The organism is Bradyrhizobium sp. 35, assembly GCF_023073215.1.
Lineage (GTDB): Bacteria > Pseudomonadota > Alphaproteobacteria > Rhizobiales > Xanthobacteraceae > Bradyrhizobium > Bradyrhizobium canariense_D.
In genome coordinates this window covers 329,380-347,619 of record NZ_JADPJC010000160.1, presented here as the reverse complement: position 1 = coordinate 347,619, position 18,240 = coordinate 329,380, and the positions used below count along the sequence as shown (strand labels likewise).

Sequence of the window (18,240 nt, the reverse complement as noted above, 5' to 3'; positions counted from 1 at the left end):
AACCCCATGCACAGTAGACGGGTGTTGTGAAATCAATGACTTACACTTGTGCGAAAATCGTCCGGCCGCAGGGCTGCGCCAGTTGCTCCGTCGGGCAAAACAGGAGCATGATGCCATCATCGCCACGACCGACCATATCTGGCGTCAAGCCGGTTTATGCGCCAGCACCGTTCCAATCCGCTCCTTCTTGAGCGCGAACTGCGCGGCCAATGCGAGGCCGAATGCCAGGCAGAACGTCGTCCCAGCCGCAATGAAGCGCAGCTTATTGGTTTCCCAGATTGCCCCCTCCTGTGCCATCAGCGACAGCAGTTGGGGCAGAAGCAAGAACACATTGGTTGCCGCAAAGCCGAAGCAATTGAACAGCCGCCACGCGACCGTTCGCATCGAATTGTCGATGTCCGGCAGATCGGAGCAGCTCTGCCTGTCGAGATAGTACGAAATATAGACTGTCACGAGCGCCGGCCCGAGGCCCCACCGCAACATCGCAAAGTAAAGGCTGGCAAGGGACATTTCCCGCAAATTGCCCTCGCCAAAGTTATGCACGGCCAACGTCAGACCAGCGGGCCCTACGGCGAGCGCGACCAGGAAGCTCCAGCAATAAGTGGTGAGGTGGGACTGATCTGAATCGCTTCCCAGAGATGACATCGCAAATCGAAGCAAGAGAACGACGACGATTGCCAATCCATAATTGCAAAGCGAATACATGACCCATGCAATCGAGCGATTGGGGTCCTGCGCCCAGACGACGCCTCTGCCTTGCAGCACGTCATAAATCACGGCCGAAATGGTCACGCCCAGATAAACGGAGCAGATCAAGGCAATGATATAGACGATCCAGTACCGTAGCGGATTGTCGTGAATGGGCGCATCGATTTCGATGCCGAATTTGCTGGCCTCATTGCGCAGGTCGATGCGGGAGCCGTTGCGATAGATCAGGTAACACGCGACAAGCCGGGCAAATCGGTTGTAGAGGTCCTTGATCAGTTGCGTGGCCTGGGGCGCAGCAAGGCCCGTCAACGTCCCAGCCTTCCACTGGCTCATCGTCGGCGCCCCCTGCTGGAAGTCTGCCATCAGCTTGTCGAAACCAAAGCTGTCCTCGGTGAAGAAGGTGGCGTCATCTCCGGTGTCGCGTCCCTGCGTCAGCCACCATTTCATGTAACAGATTTCCGCCCACATCCGATCCGGGGTGTTCGGATCCTTGCGGAAGTCCTGATCGACGACATCTGGAGAATTCGCGATGACTTTCGAGAGCACCTCCTGCGGCACACGCAGCGAAAAGCGGATTTGCGCCATGATCTGCTTCGCGAGCTGAGGCACGCTGATCCAGCTCTGGATCACATCGCGCACCATCAGCAGGACGTTCCATTGAGCCTCCTTCGTCAGGAGGAACAGATACACGATCCCCATTGCGGCGACGACGGTCAGGTACGGAGCAGACTGACTTTTCGCAGCCTCTATGAAGGCTACTGGAAATGCAGGAACCAGCGGCGCCAGGGCAATGACGTCGCGGTTCTCATGGATGAGAAGAAGGAAGAAGCCGCATGAGAATACGACAAAGATGAACCCGCCCAATCGATACTGCTGCCGGGTCGTCATGTATCGCGGGAAAGTCGGGACTTCGGCAATGTTGACCGCGCGGCCAAAAGCCTGCCAGGCCAACCGGCCTGCCACCACCAGGCCCAACAACGTGATGGACCAGCGCACCAGCGAAGGAACCAGGTCGGACGCGGCGTCACGGACCTGATCTGCGGAGGCTTGTGTCGATAGTAAAATGGAAATGACAATTCCCAACACGATGCTAGCCATAGCCTGAACTCCCTCTTGAGCGAGATAGTTCGAACGGGCCGCTCTACGCGGAATTAGGCGTACCGTAAATCCGGAGCGACCACGTGTGTGTGAACCAATTCACATCCTCTGGACGTTTTCGTGCAGCTCTCTCTCTGAAGAGGCACAATGCCTTGCCCGCAAGAAAATCGCCGGACCGCATCCGGAAAGAGCCTCGCACAATCAGCGCTATCAGCTGTTCGCCGGTTGCACCGTCGCGCAAAACAGGCGCATGATGGTATTGTCGGAGAATTGGCGCGACGCTTCGTGACGGCAAGCTAGGCCGGCGTAGCACGCCTTCTCAGCCGCGGGCCGGGCTCGCCGGAAACGTCGCGGTGAACACCGTTTCATCTCGCATCGACGACGCGACGATCAACCCGCCATGGGCGCGCGCGATCTCTTGGGCAATGTACAGTCCGAGCCCAAGCCCTTTCTGGTTCGGCAGAACGTCGCCGCGATCGAACGCAGTGAAAAGGCGCGGGATCGCATCAGCCGGAATTGGCGCGCCTTTGTTGGCAACGCTGAGATCAAAGCCAGCGCCGGTCGTCTGCGCCAGCACCCTGATCGGCTTGTCGGCGGCGCCATAGGAAATCGCGTTGCCGAGAAGATTGGACAGCATCTGACCTATGCGGTCGGCGTCGATTCTCACAGGTCCCGGAACGTTGACGACCGTTTCGATGACGCGATCCGGGTGCACGTTCTCGAACTCCGCGACGATTTGCCTGATGACAGGCTCGAGTGGCTGTTCTTTCAACTTGAGCTGCATCCCGGCGCCGAGCCGCGCGCGGGCGAAGTCCATGACATTGTCGATCAGGCCCGCCATCCGGCCCACGCTTCCCTGCAGGAGGTTGATCCAGTTCTTCCCCTCGTCATCGACCTTCTTGTTCAGAAGCCGCAGGCCGCCCTGGATCGAGGCAAGAGGGTTTCGGAGGTCGTGACCGAGCACGGCGATGAACTGCTCGCGCAGTTCCGCATTGCGTTGTTCCAGCGCGAGCCTGTTCTCGATCAGTTCGACGCGCTCGGCCGCGTCGAGATGAGACGCGATCAGCTCGGCAAAAAGCTTGAACATGCCGATGACTTCGGGAGTCCGAAGCTTGCGCGGCTTCGGATCGATCGCACAAAGAGTTCCGAAGAATGAACCGTCGGGCAGAATGATCGGCACGGAGATGTAGCTTTGGAAGCCATATTGTGCAGGCGTGTGATGCTTGCAGTAGCCGGCGTCTTTGCTGACATTCTCGATGACGACCGCCTCGCGGCTCTGCCGGATCTCATGGCAGATCGTGGTCTCGACCTTGAGCTCGTCACCGGGTTTCAGCCCGAACGCAAGTTCGTCACGCGAGGCACATGTGATCCACCTGTCCTCGGTGACGCGGGCAACGGCCGTAAACCCCATGCCGGTGGTCCGGCTGACCACGTCGAGGATGGTCGAGACCGCAGCGATCCCGCTGATCTTGGCTATGTCGCGCTCGAAATCCATTGCCACTCCGCTTGGGAACATTCGCCCCGGGCCGGCCGCCCAACTGAAAGCGCGTCCTTGCAACGGTGAAAAGCACTGCCAGCCAAGTCATTCCGCGTCAATGTTACTCGACGCCCCACCTCGGAAGCGGCTATCTGTTCCCAATGGAACATTTCAGAACGGCGAGGCTCAGCGCCGAAAGGCTTCGTGAAAATCATCTCGCCGACCTCGTCGCGTTGCATCTCGATGCCGAGGTTTCGCGCTATCTCGGCGGCGTCCGTTCGGCGGAGAAGACGAAGACCTATCTCGACGCCAATATGGCGCATTGGGATCAGCATGGCTTCGGTCTGTGGGTGCTGCGAACGAAAGACGGGGCATTCGCCGGGCGAGCGGGCATCAGGCATATCCTCGTGGACGATGTCGACGAGATCGAGATTGCCTACGCGTTCAAGCGCGAATTCTGGGGCCGTGGCCTTGCAAGCGAGACCGCGACCGCACTCACCGATATTGGACTGTTACACCATGAGCTGCCGTCCCTCATTGGCCTGGTCTATGTCGGCAATGGCGCATCGCGCCGAGTTCTGGAGAAGTCCAACTATCTCCTCGAGCGAACCACGTTCCGTCACGGCGAGAACGGCGTCCTCTACCGGATCCGGCGGTGAGAGACGGCCTGACGATCACCCGGTGCGCAGCCGGACAACCGATTGCGGCAGGGAGGCCAGAAACAACACCGCGCAAACGCACAGCAGGACGATGTCCTTGAACAGAAATTCGCCGGTCAGATTCCACGCCATCGGATCGGATGAAAGGCTCCATTTGACCACACCGGGCGTCGTGAAGAAGAACGACCAGGTGATCGCAAAGGTCACCATGCCCATGAATGAACCGAGGGCGGACGAAACCGGGCTGAAGCTGCCTGCCGCGAGCAGCGCCGCAATCACGAATTCAGCGACACCGAGGACATAGGCCTCTCCCCTCAGGCCGAACACCGACAGCCAGGAGATGAACGGGCTGTTGCTGATGAACTGCGCGATGCCCTGCGCAGATTGCGGCGTGAATTTCTGCATGCCAAACGATACGAAGATGATCACCATGACCCAGCGCAGAATGGCAAGAGGACGATAGGAACCGCCCCCGACCTCAGCGACGTTGAACTCTTTCATCCGACCATGTTTCCCCGGTTTCACATCCATCAGCTCTGCGAGACTACGCTCGCTGAAGGCTGTACGAAGGGGAGCTTCGGTCGTTACCCGCGTCGGCCGGTTCCGGAGATCACAGCTGCGTGCGATGCGCGTGTTCGCGGGATGGCCGCCCGGTCTGGGGCTGTCGGCGCGTTAATGTGCCGTTGAAGGAGCGACGGCGGTGCCCTGCGCTCGCAATGACGGTGTGGAAACAGCCGCTATCGCGCGGATGGAGCGGACGCCCGCGGAGTCTACCTGAAATACCCGAGCACGAGATCGACATCCGCGCTGCCGGCCGCCGTGCCGTTCAGCTCGGCGTCGATGACGCGGCGGCAAGCCTCGATCGCGGCATGGTCGCCGAGGTCGTTGGCGGCTTCCAGCACGAGCCATGCCGCATCGACCGAGGCCTGGTCCGCTGCTCCGCCGCCGATCTCGCCGGCTGCGGCGTTGTTGAGGTTCTTCTTGCGAACTGCGGTGCCGAATTGAGGCAACATTGAAAATACTCCCTGCCAATTCCCGGATGATGCTCGGTGTACCTGTTCGGTGTACCGCTCAGTGCACCTGCAGCTCGGGCTGACGACCCGTGACGGGATCGGTGCCGGTCTTGCGCGATTGGTAGAACTTCAAGACGCTGCGCGAGGTCTCGATCTTGAGCTTGCCGAAATCGCGCTCGTTGTCGTGGAGCTCGCGCGCCGTGATCAGATGATCCTTGGCGCCGAGGAACAGCAGCGACATGGTGGTGTCCCAGGAGAAGTCGAGCGCCTTGCACAGCACCAGGATCATCTCGCGATTGCGGTCCATCATCGCACGCTCGATCACGTCGACCGGCAGCGACGACAACAGCGACAGGCCGATCTGCACCTCGTCGGACCGGTGCTGGCGAGCATAGTTCGAGATCGAGTCCTGGTTGAGGTTGCCCTGCCGGTACTGCGTCGTCACCACGCGCTTGGCAACGAAATAGCTGCGCGAGGACGGGCCGAACTTGGACTGCAGATCGCCGGTGACGTCGCTTACCGAGCTCTGGATCTGCGCCATCATTTCCGGGCGCTCGTGCTCGAGCCGGCGACGGACGTCCTCCGACGCCTTCGAGATCAGTTGCTGGAAGATGTGACGCGGCACGTCCTTGCGCAGGCCAAGCTGCTCGGCGAGAATCGAGTCACCCTCGGCGCGGCGGACCATGTGGAGCAGACCCGAACCTGAAAAGCGCGCGCCCTCGTTTTTGGCGACCGACGTCACGACCTCCTGGTCGCCGCGCTTGACCAGCACGTCGGTGACGGCCTCGCCGATCGACTTGCGCTGGGCGATCGCGAGCAGATGCGACTGGCTCTTGGTCATGGCGCTCTCGACCAGCAGCTTCTCGTCGATACGATTGGAATCGCGCAGCACGGGACCGGCGACCTCGATTTCGTCGGCGATCGCGAGTTGCGCAATGACATTGAGCGGAGCGTGATCGCAGGCTGCCATCACCTCGGAGAGCTGCACCCGTGCGGCGACCTCGATCTCGTCGGCGAGCCGGCCGATGACTTCGCCGAACGTGCTGATCTCGTCGTCGCTGTAGCGACCGGTGATCAGAATGTCGGTCGCATGCCACAACGCCTTGGTCCGGCTTTCGTCGGTGCCGCGTGCGATTGCGTCGTCCAGATCCTGCAGAAGTGTTGTCGCGCCGTTCATCCCGATGACCCCAGTTCTTGGCTGGCCATCCTGCTTGTGCCGGCAGGACGCCGAGTTCCTCTGGGAACAGAGGCTAGGGAACAAACGCGAGAATCCGGTAAAGTCGGCAGATCAGTTTTGCCGCGGAAAATTCGATAAAAAGCGAGAGAATGAGTTTACCGGTACGTCACGAGGAAGCTGCGCCCCCTCTCCCGCTTGCGGGAGAGGGTTGGGGTGAGGGTGTCTCTCCGGCGTCATGGCCGGGCTTGTCCCGGCCATCCACGTCTCACCGCCTGGGACGGAGAACGTGGATGCCCGGGACAAGCCCGGGCATGACGGACTATCGCCTACGGATTTGACGGCGTCAGCACCAGCGGCGGCTTTGGCTTGGGCTTTGCGGGCGGCGGGCCCGGGGCCGGCCTGACGTCGATCGGCGGAGGCAGCGGCGCGATCTGCGTGCTTGCAAGCGGCGGGCTTGGTGCCGCGGGAGCGGCCTGCGGCGCCTTTGGCGTCGGCGCAACCCTGATATCGGACTTGGGCTTCGGCGGCGGCGCACGGCGCGGATCGCGGCCGGGCATCGGCACATCCGTGAGCGACGGCTCCGGCGCCGGTTCGGGCGACACCAGCGTCGGCAACGCGGCGGTGGCCGGCGGCGGCTCGCCGCGCTCGATGGCGTCCAGCCGGCGCGTCTCGCGATCGATCGTGCGTACCGCGAGCCACGACGACAGCGGCCCAAGATCGACGGTGCGATTGAGCCTGTCGGGGGGACCGGCCGCGAACAGCTGGATTTCGGGCGGCGCGCCGGAGAGCCCGGTCATGATCGGCGTCAGGCTGGCACGGATGTCGGCCTGGTCGGCGGGGATGTCGTAACCGCCGGAGACGATGGCACGCGCGTTCTTCGCCTCTAGCGACGTTGCGCCGACGCGCAGGCGCCCGTCCCGGATCGTGAACGGGATCTGCGCCGAGGCCACTGCAATCGGACCCGCCGACAGCGCGGGCTCGACCAGCTGCCGCAGCCGATTGTCGTCGGCAATTTGGCCGCCGTCGCTGGCGCGGATGGCGATTTCGAAGGCGCGTGGATTGAGGCCGGAGATTTCAGCGGATTCGAGCGTCACCGTACCGTTGCCGGCGAGCGCACCGGTGAGCGCCGCGACGCTACGGCCCTGGCTGGTCAGCGCCATCTGCGCCGAGGCTCGTCCCTTCGGCAGCGCGAGGTCGCGGTAGCGCAGCGCCGCCGCGTCGACATTGCCGAGCTCGATGCGCGCGTTGAGCGTCAGACCATTGGCGCCATTGCGCGCATCAAGGCTCGCCGACATCTCGCCGCCGCCGACGCCGCCCTTCATTGCGTCGAGCGCGAGCGACTGACCGTCGCTCCGGACCGTACCGCCGAAGGGGCGCAGCTCGATGCCGCCGGGCAACGTGCCGTGCAACGCCTGGAAGGCGACGCGGCCGCGCCAGCCGCCGAGAAGCCCGGCACTCAGCGGCGCATTGGCATCGTGTCCGGCCGCGCCGATGGCCATCGCGAGCGCGGGCACGAGGTCGAGCGTATCGAGGCCGACTTCGCCGTCGACGGTCTTCTCCTGATCGAGCGTCACCGCCAGATGACCGCGCAAATGCGAGCCGGCCAGGGTGCTCTCGAGATCGTTGAAGGTCAGGCGGTTGCCGGAGAGGCCGACGCGCGAGGACAGATTGACGCTCTGCACCGATTTATCGGCCGGGCTGGTCCCGAACAGCGGCCCCAGATTGGCGTTGCGCACGCGCAAATTTACGCTGCCTTTCGGCTCCGACAATTCGACGTTGCCTTGTGCGTCCGCATCCAGCCCGCCGCCGCTAAGCTTGGCATTCAATTGCAGCTGATGGCGCCACGCGCCGCTCAAGCGGCCTTCGAACTGCGAAGCGCCCTCGCCTGCGGCCACCACGCGATCGAGCCCGAGCAACGCCAGCAGTGCACTGGCTTGCGGTGTCGCGACTTTCGAGTCCAGCGTGAAGTCGCTGTTGCGCAAGCGGTCGACGTCGATGCCGTTGACGGCGGCCACCGGCGTCTGCGCAGCCAGCGTCGCGGTGGCCTTGAGCTGCGGCGCGTCGAGTTCGAGGACAGCGCGCGCGTCGTTGCGATCGGCGTGCTCGGCGTTCTTGTCGAGGCTGAGGTCGAGCTTCAGGCGGGTCGCAGCCGGCAGCGACGGGATGGCGTCGAAGCGCGCGCGCACCGATGGCGCAAACGGCTCGAGCAGTGCAGTGAGATCGCGCAGCGAATTGGCGGAGGATTTCAGCGCGAGCTTGCCCGTGGCCTTGGCGCGGTCGAAGCTGCCACTTGCTTCCGTGGTCACGCCACTGGCCTGGCCGAACCGCAACTGCTCCAGCGAGAGCGATGCGGGGCCGTAGCCGAGTTTCGCGGTGAACGGCCGCAGCTCCTGCCCGGCCGAGATCGCGCGGCCGATATCGAGCGACAGCTTCGCTTCCTCCGGCCATTCGCCCTGCGGTCCCGAAAGCGCGCGCACAAAACTTGCGGCCGCATCGAGGTCAAGGCGGTCGGCCTTGAGCTCCGCGTCGATCCGCGAGCCCTTGCTCGCGCCGGTCTGGACGAAAGCGATGCGGCCTTCGACCGCGCCGCCGTCGATCTCGGCCTTCAGCCTGTCGATGGCGAAATGGTTGGCGGCGATGGTCACGTCACCGGCAAGGCGCAGCGGCCGCGTGCTGCGGCGGTTGACCTCGCTGCGGCCCTGGAGCCAGGCCACTAGCGTATCGGGATCGGAGGAATCGACGCTGAGACGGCCGCTGAAGCTGTCGGCGCCGGGCGTCGCGCCGTTGAGCGAGAGCTGCGTCTGTCCCGGCGCGCGCAGCTCGAGCCGCTGGAAGGTCCAGGATCGTCCGTCGGTCGCAAGCTCGGCCGTGATGTTCTGGAGCGGCCGTGCGCCGAGCATGATCTGGTCGGAGTTGAACTCGATCTGTGCCGGGATCGGCGCCTGCGGGATTGCGGCGAGGCCTGCGCGGAGCGCCGGAAGGATGCGCTGCGGCTCGTCCTTGCCGGTCAGCTTGTCGGCATCGACCTGGCGCGCCGACAGCACCGCACGCAGCAGCGGCGAAGCCCCGAACCTGATATCGCCGACGCCGCCGAGCTTCAGCGCGGAGTCTTCGGACCCGAAGCTGGCGTCGACCTGCTCGAACTTGGCGCCGGCCGGATCAGCCTTGAGTTTCGTCGTGAGCTTCCAGGGCATCGGCCCCGCCTCGCCCGGCTTCTTCGGCGCCGGCACGGCGAACGTCAGCGCGCCCTCGAATTTCGGCAGGCGGTTGTCGAAGGCGAGCACGCCTTCGAGATCGGCGAGGATCGCGCGCTCGCCGGGATCGATGTTGAGGTGGAGGCGGGTGGCATTGCCGTCGGCGCTCGGGCCGGAGGAGACGCGGAACGGATAGCGCACGCCGCTGAGGGCAAAACTGCCGTCGCCCCGGACCGAGCCGGCCAGCGAGCGCACATCGCCGGAGAAAGCGATGTCGTTGAGCTCCAGTGTCGAATGGCTGGCGGCATCATGCAGGGCGATGCGACCGGTGAGATTCAGCCGCTCGATCGCCAGCGATGCCAGATTGAAGCTCCCGCTCGCGGTGGACGGCAGATCGACCCGCCCGCGCGCGTCGAGGCCGAGATCGACCGCCATGCCATTGACCGAAAGCTCGGTGGCGCGCCATTCGCCGCGCATCAGCGAGCTCAGGCTGAATTCGACATCGAGCTTGTCGGCGCGCAGGCGGCCGAGATCGTTGTTGCCGCCGAAGGTGACCGCGCGCAGCCGCAGCGTCGGCGCCGGCAACAGCCGCGCGTCGAGCTCGCCCGCCACCCGCACCGGCACGCCGATGATCCTGCCGGCCTCTGCTTCGAACTGGGGCCTGAACTGGTTCCAGTCGACGAAGTACGGTCCGATCAGAGCGGCCAGCAGCGCTAAGATAAAGGCAATCGCCAATCCGAGCAGCGTCGTCTGCACGGGTCTCCCCTCGGCCAAACCGGATGCGGGCCTTGCCTGAGCCGCAGGGCCTCAGACGTACCGGAACAGCCCCTTATATAGGGGGAAGTGTGGCGAAGTCACAGCGACTGTTGCGCGCGGAGGTTAACGCCGGCAGCCATCACCAGCTCGCAGGCAGCCGCTTCAGGCCGCGCAGCACGAAGGTCGGCCGCCATTCGGGGTTTTCGACGTCGTCGATGCGCAGGTCGGGCAGCCGACGCAACAGCGTGGCGATGGCGATCTCGGCCTCGAGGCGGGCCAATTGGGCCCCCAGGCAGAAATGGATGCCACCGCCGAACGACAGCGGCCTCACATTCTGGCGGGTGACGTCGAGCCGGTCGGGCCGGTCAGGATAGACCGCCGGGTCGCGGTTGGCCGAGCCCAGCAGGCAGAGCACGGTCTCGCCCTTGGGGATCTTGGCGCCGCCGAGATCGTCGATATCCTCCAGCGCGACCCGCCCGGTCATCTGCACCGAGGAATCGTAGCGCAGAAACTCCTCGATCGCGCCCACCATCAGGTCCGGCCGCGCCTTCAAAAGCGCGAGCTGGTCCGGATTGCGATGCAGCGCCAGCAGGCCGTTGCCGATCAGATTGACCGTGGTCTCGTGGCCGGCGCCGAACAACAGGATGATGTTGGCGGTCAGTTCCTCGTTGGTGAGCTTGTTGCCGTCTTCCTCGGCCTGCACCAGCTGGGTAATGAGATCGTCGCCGGGATTTTTGCGACGAAGCTCGAACAGCTGCTGGAAATACATCTGCGCCATCATGTTGCCGGCGTTGCCCTTGGCGATCTCCTCCGGCGACAGCGGCACGGGATCGAGCAGCCGTCCGCCATCGCGCGAGCTGTTATAGAAAGTCTCGCGATGGTCCTCGGGGATGCCGAGCATGTCGCAGATGATGGTGACAGGCAGGCGGAAGGCGAAGTCTTCGATCAGGTCCATGTGGCCGCGGTCGATCACGGCATCGATGGTCTGGTCGACGATCTCCTGGATGCGTGGCCGCATGTCCTCGACGCGGCGGGCGGTGAAGGCCTTCACGACGAGGCCGCGCAGGCGGGTGTGGTCAGGCGGATCGGCCTGCAGCATCCAGTGGCTCATGCTGCGGAAGACCGGCTCCTCCATGATCTTCTCGCTATAGCGGCGCTTGGAGCGCTCGACGAAATCCTTGCCAAAACGCTTGTCGCGCATCACGAGGCTGACATCGGCATGGCGGCTGGCGACGAACTGGCCGAACGGCGTCACGTGAATCGGGTAGATCGCGCGGAGCCGGTCATAATGCGGATAGGGATCGCGGATGAAGTCCGGCGACAGCGGGTTGAACAGCGGACCGCCGGTGCCCTGCACGTGCTCGTTCATGGTGACCTCATATCGGTTGCCGCATGAATCGCATACGCCGCAGCCCCTCTTGCGCAGCGTAACCATCCCGGAATTATCAACTCGATACATTGTTGTATCGAGTTGCATTTTGCCCTAAACTGCCCCGATGTCAAGGGTGAGAACCAGGCCGACCAGGGACGACACGCGCGACAGGCTGTTCGAGGCGGCGGCGCGCGTGTTCGAGCAGGACGGCATCGGCGGCGCCAGCATCGAGGCGATCGCGGCGGCGGCCGGATTTAGCCGCGGCGCGTTCTATTCCAACTTCAAGAGCAAGGACGAGCTGATTATCGCCATGCTCGAGGAGCATGTCGCGCAGTCGATCCGGCGCAACATGGACATCCTCGCGCAGCACGACAATCTCGACGACTTCATCGCGGCGCTGAAGGCGATGGATCGCACAAGGCAGGATCCGCTCGGCCGCTCGCCGCTGCTCCACATGGAGATGATCCTGTTTGTCGCCCGCGCCGAGAAGCGCCGACCGGAGCTTGCAAAGCGCCTGCGCGCGCGGCGCAAGCTGGTCGCCGACATCATCGAGGCAACGCTGAAGAGCAACGCGAAGGGCGACACGCTCAATCCCCCCTGGATGGCCTCCGTCGTGCTGGCATTGGAAGACGGCTTTCGCCTGCACCGCCTGATCGATCCGGAGACGACGCCGGCCGACAGTTTTCTGCGCGCGATCACGGATCTGCGGCGCAGGACGGGATTGTCGTTGAAGTAGCGTTTGTTTTCTTCAGATCGTCGCGCTTCGCTGTTCCCGCTCGGCATCGGCGCGCCGCGCCGCTGGAACCTCGTCGCAATTCTCGCGCGCATTTTCCACATCCTCATACCGATCCAAGGAACGTTTCTGCAGCTTGCCACTTTATCCCGTGCCTGTTTTGGCAATTTGATCATTCGAGGAGACAGCGATGAGGATTCTGAAATTGTCTGCGGCCGCAGCTGCGCTGCTGGCCGGTACCGCGCTCGCCGTGGCGCAGTCGAGTTCGACGGTCGGCACTGGCGGGTCGTCAGCCGGCGGTGGCACCAGCAACTCGACCGTAGGCACGGGCGGTTCATCGGCGGGTTCGGGCAGCGGATCGGGCTCGGCCTCGACGCTTGGCACCGGCGGCTCGTCGGCGGGCGGCGGCACCAGCAGTTCGTCGATCGGCACCGGCGGCTCCGCCGCAGGCTCCGGCAGCGGCTCAGGCTCGGCCTCGACGCTCGGCACCGGTGGTTCGTCGGCGGGTGGCGGCAAGAGTTCGTCCAGCGTCGGCACCGGCGGCTCTGCGGCAGGCTCCGGCTCCAACTCGGCATCGACAGTCGGCACGGGCGGCTCGTCGGCCGGCGGCGGCAAGAGCGGCTCGACCGTGGGAGCGGCCGGCTCCTCCGCGGGACATGCCAGCGACATGGGCATGGAAAAGGGCAAAGGCCACCACAAGGACGAGATGAAGAAGGACAAGGACTGACATCCGGCCGGCGGAGCGGCAGCAATGCCGCTCCTTCGTCCTTCCTGAGGAGGACTGGCATGAACAGACCAATCGTTGCGATCGCAGTTTTGACTTTGATGAGCAGCGCCGCTGCGGGGGAAACCATGCAGAAAACCGGCAAGACCGCGTCCGGCGAGACCTGCCGGGTCACGGTGGAAAAACATCCCGACGGCAGCATTACCGCGCTGGGGTCATCGGGTTCGGGCACCACCGGCTCGACCTCATCGAGCGGCTCGCTGTCGAGCTCTAGCTCGGCCGGCGGATCGTCGGTGCACGTCCAGGCCGGTGGCGGCAACGTGTCGAGTTCGTCCTCGACGGCCGGCGGCCCGGGTTCGACCAGCGCGAGCACCGTCACGGTCAACGGCTGCACCATCTCGACATCGTCGCCCTAGCAAAAGGATTTCACAGATGAGAATGTTGATCGCGACCTCGTCGGTCGCACTTCTGCTCGCCGCCGCCTCGCCGTTGTCGGCGCAAACCAGCATGACCGGCGGCACCGGGGGCTCGGCCGCGGCCGGCGGCACCTCGGCCAGCACGCTCGGCACCGGCGGCACGTCGACGTCGGGCTCCGGACAGACCGGCTCGTCGATTGCAGCGGGCGGCAGCGCCGCGTCTGCCAACGGCAAGGCGCAGTCCGGCACCAGCATGAACAAGGGCAACGGTCCGGTGCTCAATTCCAATGCGCGCGCGCAGGCGCATGAGGGTGGTACGTTCAGCCGCTCCCACACCCGCACGAAAGTCAAGGCGGGCGAGGAGGTCGGGTCGACCACCAAGACCATGTCGCACGTGCCGGGCTCCAAGCCGACCATGTCGACGACATCGACCAACGTGCGCTGAACCATCCTCACGAGACTGCTGCCCGCAACCTGCGGGCAGTTTTTCTTTGTGAGCAGGTTTTTCGTTGGTGAACGGATCAACCGCCGCTCAGCGTGCGGCTGACGCGGGTCACGAGTGCATCCCACTGCCGCTTCTCGGCGGCCGGATAGTTGATCAGCACGCAATGCACGTAGCGGCGGCCAAAGTTGCAGCGGTCGTACCAGATCTTGCCGCCCCGGGTGCTGGAGACCCACGAAGAAGCGCGGCGTGATGCGCTTGTAGGTGATGCCGGGCGGCGGATTCTTCCGCGCCAGGAAAGCGGCCGGTGAGCTGCCGTCATTGGGAACGGCCTGCACCGTCAAATCCGCACGGCCGTCGCTGGTCCGGTACTGCATGCCATAGCCGTCGGGCCGGCCGGCTTGCTCGGTGAAGATGGACGAAGGGATATCGACGCTGGTCCCGGTCTCGGGAATGCGATAGCCACTCCAGCTGTCCGCGCGGGCGGCCGCCGGAAAGGCACAGAGCATGACAAGGATGGTGGCGATCTTCTTCATCGTATGGACCGGCTTGTGCTGGTGGGCCGACAACGTGGGGAAACGCCGGACGTTCCTTTCCGCGATGTGAACGCGCGTTGCGCCCAAGCCGGATGATAGTCTCGAGCGCGCCCGCTAGCGAGCGCGTTTGCCCTTGTCCGTGGGCAAGGGGCAATTCGTACAAGCGCTGTCGTCGCACATGCGGCAGATCGTGAAGCGATCCATCTCGGAGGTATCCTGCCGAGCCAACAACTCATGGAGCAGCGTTTCAAGGCGCTTCGTTTCAGCCGGCGACAGTACATCCAGAAGCGACGCGACGGCCGAAATCCGCGAAGTCATCAAATCGTTGCGGGTTGCGGCGCCCTTCGCCGTCAGGTGCAAGGCAACCTCGCGGCCGTCCTGTCCGGGCCGACGTTCGACCAGCCGATCCGACACCAGACGGTCCACCAGCCGGACCGTTCCTGAATGCGACAGGCCAAGGATCCGCCGCAGCTTGTCGTTGGTCATGCCCTGGCCATAGCCGATGACGACCAGTGCCGCAGGGGTCTCGCCACCGCGGCCGATGACCTCGCGCGCGCCCTGCTCGATCCGATCCATGACGGCGAGCGAAAGCGCCCCCAGCAAATTTGCGATTCCAATTTCCATACACCGACAATATGTGCGGAGCGCACAAAAAACAACTTGACGATATGTGCGCTCCGCACATAATTTGGATCGCGGGGCTCGATCACATGGAGAATGACGATGAATACTCGGAGCGCGGCACGACAAGCGAATGCCCAAGCGGATACCAGGGGCACCGAACCCGCCTTGAAATACGTGCAGGCCAACGGCGTGCGCTTCGCCTATCTCGAACAGGGCGATGGCCCCCTGGTCATGTTCCTGCACGGCTTTCCCGACAATGCCTGGTCGTATCGAAAGCAGCTGCAGGTCTTCGCGGATGCCGGGTATCGTGCCGTCGCGCCGTTCCTGCGTGGCTATGCGCCGACCGAGATTCCGGCGGACGGCATTTTCGATCCGATCGCACTGGGCAAGGATCTCGAAGCCCTCATCGCGGCGCTGAGCGACGACGGACAGGCACGCGTCGTCGGCATGGATTGGGGCGGCACCTCGACCTTTCAGGCGCTGGCCACGGCGCCATCGGCAATCAAGGCCGCCGTGGTCATGAACACCGCGCACCCGATTACAATTTCGAGCATCAGACGGGATCCGGAGCTCGTTCGAGCCGTCTTCCACGTCTATTTTTTCCAGCTGCCCGGCGCCGAATCCGCGGTCAATACCGAGGGCCTCCCCTTTGTCGACTATCTCTGGAAGCTGTGGTCACCGACATTCAACAATGCCGAGCACATCCGTTCGATCAAGGAGACACTCAGCTCGCCCGGCACGATGGCCGCGGCGCTGAAATATTACGGAGGCCTGACCGATGCGGGGCTCACGGGCCGGCTGCCGATCAATGACATGCACACGCCGACGCTGACGATCTATGGCAGCAACGATCCGACAGCGAGGTACTCGGTCAAGGAGGAGCCGCTGTTCAAGGGGCCGCACAAGCGGATTGTCCTGCCCGATGTCGGGCACTTCCCGCACCTCGAGCGTGAGGAAGAAGTCACCGGCCTGATCATGGACTGGTTCAAGACGCACGCGCCTGACTGAACGCAGAGGGCGGTGGCCCACAACATCCTTCGATTTTCTAATCTGGAGTGCGCGCAATGGACGCCAAGACACAACATCAATATGCCGAGACCTTTCATGCCCTTCACAGGAAGGGCGATCCGCTCGTCCTGTTCAACGCCTGGGACGCCGCCACCGCCAAAGCCATCGCGAAGACCGCTCCGGCCATCGCGACCAGCAGCGGCGCGGTCGCCTCCGCACTTGGATACGCCGACGGAGAAAATGTCCCGTTCGACATGGTGACCGGCCTCGTATCGCGGATGACTGCGGCCGTGTCAGTTCCAGTCTCAATCGATCTGGAGGCAGGATATGGCGACACCCCGGAGGCCGCCGCCAGATCGGCGACCGAGATTTTGAAAGCCGGCGCCGTCGGCATCAATATCGAGGACGGGCTATCGGGGGGAAAGCGGCAACTGGTCAATCCCGAACTCCATGCCGCCAAGATCAAGGCCGTGCGCGACGCCGCGAAAGATCTTGGAGTTCAGCTGTTCATCAATGCGAGAACAGATCCGTTCCTGCTGAAATTCGGATCGCCGGACGAGTGCATGAACGAAGCGGCAAGGCGGGCGAAGGTCTATGCCGAGGCCGGCGCCGACGGAATTTTCGTCCCCGGCCTCACCGATCTCGCTCTCATTGAAAAGTTGGTTCAGCTCACGCCTCTGCCGGTCAACATCATGGTGACACAAGGCGTTCCCGCACTTCCGGATCTGGCTCGCGTCGGCGTTCGGCGGGTCAGCCTCGGGCCGTGGCCGATGATGGCCGCGATGCGGATGATCGGACAGGCCGCGGCCGCGGTCGCCGCGACCAAGCAGTACGGCACGTTCCTGCAACCGGATGCCTGAGCCCGGATATCACCAGCTCGACGCAGTGTTCTGCGCCGACCGCTTCACGCTTTTCCAATCCACCGGATGGATGTCGAGAACGGTCAGCGCAGTTCCTATGCGCTCCTGTCCATGGCCGCGATCAAGGATCCGATCTCGATTGTCGCGACATTGCAGTAGCTGTCGGAGACCGCGTAGGGGAAGATGATCTTGTCGTGGTGGCGCATCGCGCCGCAAGTGTAGACGACGTTTGGAACATATCCTTCGCGTTCGGAAGGGTCCGGGCGCAATAGTGGCTCGCGCAGGCGGCCGAGCACCTTCGAAGGGTCGTTCTTGTCCAGCAGCGCGGCCCCGATCGAATATTTTCGCAAAGGTCCGACGCCGTGCGTCAGCAGCAGCCACCCGACGTCGAGCTCGATGGGTGATCCGCAATTGCCGATCTGCACGAATTCCCAGGGGTATCGCGGCTTCAGAATCGGCTGGCCGCCATCCCACGTCTGGAGATCGTCGGAAAAGATCAGATAGAGGTTCTCGTTATCCTGGCGCGCGATCATTGCATATCTGCCCCCGATCTTGCGCGGGAATAACGCCATGCCCTTGTTGCGCGCGGCACTGCCCTTCAGGGTCGATAGCCGGAACGATACAAAGTCGGACGTCTCGATCAGCTCCGACCGGATCGCCCGTCCGCTATAAGCGGTGTAGGTCGCGTAGTAGATCGTCTCGCCGGCGTTGCTGAAATGCACAAAGCGGGCGTCCTCGATCCCGTTCGACTGCGCTTCAGTGACCGGGAAAATCACCCGCTCGCTCAGATCCTGGCCGGCCGCAAATGTAACATCAATCTCGTCGCCGCCGGCGCCCGATGTCAGCTTGACGAGATCGGGGCTGGATGCAAGGCGCGCCGTCGGGTCGATGGTCACGGTCCCGTCTGCCGCAATAAGCCCCGAGCGAAATGTCAGGGACGACACGTGACCCTCGCCGACGGCACGAAGACTTAGGATGAAGCGAAGGCTGCCTTCCGGCGTTCCGGATTGATCGGGATGCGGCACGATACTCGGATTGAACAATGCCGAGGCCTCGAACGAATATTCGTTGAGAAAATAGGCGCCCGCGAGTTGGCGCTGCACCTGCGTGAATACAGCATGGTCGGCCAGCGCCTCTTCCATTTCCGCGGCGCGTGTCTCGAATATCTGCAACAGGTTGCGGTGACGGCCGAGGAAATTCTCCAGAACGTCGGCCAATTGCCGGTCAGCCGTCTCGGCATCGAGCGCGAGGACCCGTTCGACGATATGGTTGGCGCGGGTCTTGTCCGTCGGATTGAGGTCGCGCGGCTCTGTTGCCGGCTTGAAAGGCCGAACGATGACACGGGTCGGATCAGGCCGCAGCTGAAGGGCTTGACGTTTGAGGAAGGGAGATTGCGACAAGACGGCCTCGATGGGTTGAAGGAGGAAATCGTAATCCTGCTCC

Annotated in this window: 16 protein-coding genes and 1 pseudogene; 7 read left to right on the top strand and 10 right to left on the bottom strand. The window is 63.6% G+C overall.

Translation table 11 applies throughout. The features are described from left to right. Positions 1-144: 144 nt before the first annotated feature. Together IVB36_RS37470 and IVB36_RS37465 are read right to left on the bottom strand one after the other, a co-directional pair. Positions 145-1,806: a hypothetical protein gene (locus tag IVB36_RS37470; protein ID WP_018454323.1), complete on the bottom strand. Its 1,662-nt coding sequence runs from the start codon at positions 1,804-1,806 to the stop codon at positions 145-147. A 319-nt stretch (positions 1,807-2,125) separates the two neighbouring features. Then, positions 2,126-3,301 carry a GAF domain-containing sensor histidine kinase gene (locus IVB36_RS37465; protein WP_018454322.1) on the bottom strand — a complete coding sequence of 392 codons (1,176 nt, stop codon included), beginning with the start codon at positions 3,299-3,301 and terminating at the stop codon, positions 2,126-2,128. 143 nt (positions 3,302-3,444) lie between these two features. On the opposite strand from IVB36_RS37465, the gene IVB36_RS37460 reads away from it, so the two are divergent. Continuing rightward, complete coding sequence (locus IVB36_RS37460; protein ID WP_018454321.1) at positions 3,445-3,942, top strand: GNAT family N-acetyltransferase; 498 nt, start codon at positions 3,445-3,447, stop codon at positions 3,940-3,942. A gap of 15 nt (positions 3,943-3,957) precedes the next feature. Here IVB36_RS37460 and IVB36_RS37455 read toward each other — a convergent pair whose 3' ends face one another. The 5 genes from IVB36_RS37455 to IVB36_RS37435 all read right to left on the bottom strand — a co-directional run bounded on the left by IVB36_RS37455 (position 3,958) and on the right by IVB36_RS37435 (position 11,451). After that, positions 3,958-4,443, bottom strand: coding sequence for a DUF417 family protein (locus IVB36_RS37455; protein ID WP_085360657.1), 486 nt, complete (start codon positions 4,441-4,443; stop codon positions 3,958-3,960). Between the two features lie 269 nt (positions 4,444-4,712). Then, entirely contained in the window at positions 4,713-4,955 is a 243-nt protein-coding gene (locus IVB36_RS37450; protein ID WP_018454319.1) for a hypothetical protein, read from the bottom strand. Positions 4,956-5,013: 58 nt separating this feature from the next. Continuing rightward, positions 5,014-6,132 (bottom strand): DUF2336 domain-containing protein, encoded by a 1,119-nt coding sequence (locus IVB36_RS37445; RefSeq protein WP_018454318.1) that lies wholly within the window; start codon positions 6,130-6,132, stop codon positions 5,014-5,016. A gap of 326 nt (positions 6,133-6,458) precedes the next feature. After that, complete coding sequence (locus IVB36_RS37440; protein ID WP_018454317.1) at positions 6,459-10,082, bottom strand: AsmA-like C-terminal region-containing protein; 3,624 nt, start codon at positions 10,080-10,082, stop codon at positions 6,459-6,461. 139 nt (positions 10,083-10,221) lie between these two features. Then, entirely contained in the window at positions 10,222-11,451 is a 1,230-nt protein-coding gene (locus IVB36_RS37435; RefSeq protein ID WP_018454316.1) for a cytochrome P450, read from the bottom strand. A gap of 127 nt (positions 11,452-11,578) precedes the next feature. Between IVB36_RS37435 and IVB36_RS37430 the strand changes: the two genes are divergently transcribed. The 4 genes from IVB36_RS37430 (at position 11,579) to IVB36_RS37415 (ending at position 13,772) form a co-directional block, all read left to right on the top strand. Then, the gene (locus tag IVB36_RS37430; protein WP_018454315.1) at positions 11,579-12,190 is read left to right on the top strand and encodes a TetR/AcrR family transcriptional regulator; all 612 of its coding nucleotides are present in this window, start codon (positions 11,579-11,581) and stop codon (positions 12,188-12,190) included. Between the two features lie 187 nt (positions 12,191-12,377). Continuing rightward, on the top strand, positions 12,378-12,914 hold the full coding sequence (locus IVB36_RS37425) for a hypothetical protein (RefSeq protein ID WP_018454314.1): 537 nt from the start codon (positions 12,378-12,380) through the stop codon (positions 12,912-12,914). Positions 12,915-12,973: 59 nt separating this feature from the next. Next, positions 12,974-13,327 carry a hypothetical protein gene (locus tag IVB36_RS37420; protein ID WP_026232714.1) on the top strand — a complete coding sequence of 118 codons (354 nt, stop codon included), beginning with the start codon at positions 12,974-12,976 and terminating at the stop codon, positions 13,325-13,327. 22 nt (positions 13,328-13,349) lie between these two features. After that, a complete protein-coding gene (locus IVB36_RS37415; protein ID WP_018454312.1) occupies positions 13,350-13,772 on the top strand; it encodes a hypothetical protein in 423 nt (140 codons plus the stop codon). A 76-nt stretch (positions 13,773-13,848) separates the two neighbouring features. On the opposite strand, the pseudogene IVB36_RS37410 reads toward IVB36_RS37415, so the two are convergent. Together IVB36_RS37410 and IVB36_RS37405 are read right to left on the bottom strand one after the other, a co-directional pair. Further along, positions 13,849-14,305 (bottom strand): annotated as a pseudogene (locus IVB36_RS37410) (hypothetical protein). A gap of 114 nt (positions 14,306-14,419) precedes the next feature. Continuing rightward, the gene (locus IVB36_RS37405) at positions 14,420-14,881 is read right to left on the bottom strand and encodes a MarR family winged helix-turn-helix transcriptional regulator (protein WP_247371899.1); all 462 of its coding nucleotides are present in this window, start codon (positions 14,879-14,881) and stop codon (positions 14,420-14,422) included. 147 nt (positions 14,882-15,028) lie between these two features. Here IVB36_RS37405 and IVB36_RS37400 point away from each other — a divergent pair, with 147 nt between their 5' ends. Together IVB36_RS37400 and IVB36_RS37395 are read left to right on the top strand one after the other, a co-directional pair. Continuing rightward, on the top strand, positions 15,029-15,937 hold the full coding sequence (locus tag IVB36_RS37400; RefSeq protein WP_026232712.1) for an alpha/beta hydrolase: 909 nt from the start codon (positions 15,029-15,031) through the stop codon (positions 15,935-15,937). A gap of 56 nt (positions 15,938-15,993) precedes the next feature. After that, entirely contained in the window at positions 15,994-16,797 is an 804-nt protein-coding gene (locus tag IVB36_RS37395; RefSeq protein ID WP_018454308.1) for an isocitrate lyase/phosphoenolpyruvate mutase family protein, read from the top strand. Positions 16,798-16,892: 95 nt separating this feature from the next. On the opposite strand, the gene IVB36_RS37390 is transcribed toward IVB36_RS37395, so the two are convergent. Beyond that, positions 16,893-18,197 (bottom strand): glycoside hydrolase family 130 protein, encoded by a 1,305-nt coding sequence (locus IVB36_RS37390; RefSeq protein ID WP_026232711.1) that lies wholly within the window; start codon positions 18,195-18,197, stop codon positions 16,893-16,895. Positions 18,198-18,240: the final 43 nt, after the last annotated feature.

Bases quoted from the DNA above. Each gene is read 5' to 3' on its own strand.
- IVB36_RS37445 (WP_018454318.1), bottom strand. From the start codon at position 6,132: ATGAACGGCGCGACAACACTTCTGCAGGATCTGGACGACGCAATCGCA.
- IVB36_RS37430 (WP_018454315.1), top strand. From the start codon at position 11,579: ATGTCAAGGGTGAGAACCAGGCCGACCAGGGACGACACGCGCGACAGG.
- IVB36_RS37420 (WP_026232714.1), top strand. From the start codon at position 12,974: ATGAACAGACCAATCGTTGCGATCGCAGTTTTGACTTTGATGAGCAGC.
- IVB36_RS37405 (WP_247371899.1), bottom strand. From the start codon at position 14,881: ATGGATCGGATCGAGCAGGGCGCGCGCGAGGTCATCGGCCGCGGTGGC.
- IVB36_RS37425 (WP_018454314.1), top strand. From the start codon at position 12,378: ATGAGGATTCTGAAATTGTCTGCGGCCGCAGCTGCGCTGCTGGCCGGT.
- IVB36_RS37460 (WP_018454321.1), top strand. From the start codon at position 3,445: ATGGAACATTTCAGAACGGCGAGGCTCAGCGCCGAAAGGCTTCGTGAA.
- IVB36_RS37415 (WP_018454312.1), top strand. From the start codon at position 13,350: ATGTTGATCGCGACCTCGTCGGTCGCACTTCTGCTCGCCGCCGCCTCG.
- IVB36_RS37470 (WP_018454323.1), bottom strand. From the start codon at position 1,806: ATGGCTAGCATCGTGTTGGGAATTGTCATTTCCATTTTACTATCGACA.
- IVB36_RS37400 (WP_026232712.1), top strand. From the start codon at position 15,029: ATGAATACTCGGAGCGCGGCACGACAAGCGAATGCCCAAGCGGATACC.
- IVB36_RS37465 (WP_018454322.1), bottom strand. From the start codon at position 3,301: ATGGATTTCGAGCGCGACATAGCCAAGATCAGCGGGATCGCTGCGGTC.
- IVB36_RS37455 (WP_085360657.1), bottom strand. From the start codon at position 4,443: ATGAAAGAGTTCAACGTCGCTGAGGTCGGGGGCGGTTCCTATCGTCCT.
- IVB36_RS37435 (WP_018454316.1), bottom strand. From the start codon at position 11,451: ATGAACGAGCACGTGCAGGGCACCGGCGGTCCGCTGTTCAACCCGCTG.
- IVB36_RS37450 (WP_018454319.1), bottom strand. From the start codon at position 4,955: ATGTTGCCTCAATTCGGCACCGCAGTTCGCAAGAAGAACCTCAACAAC.
- IVB36_RS37395 (WP_018454308.1), top strand. From the start codon at position 15,994: ATGGACGCCAAGACACAACATCAATATGCCGAGACCTTTCATGCCCTT.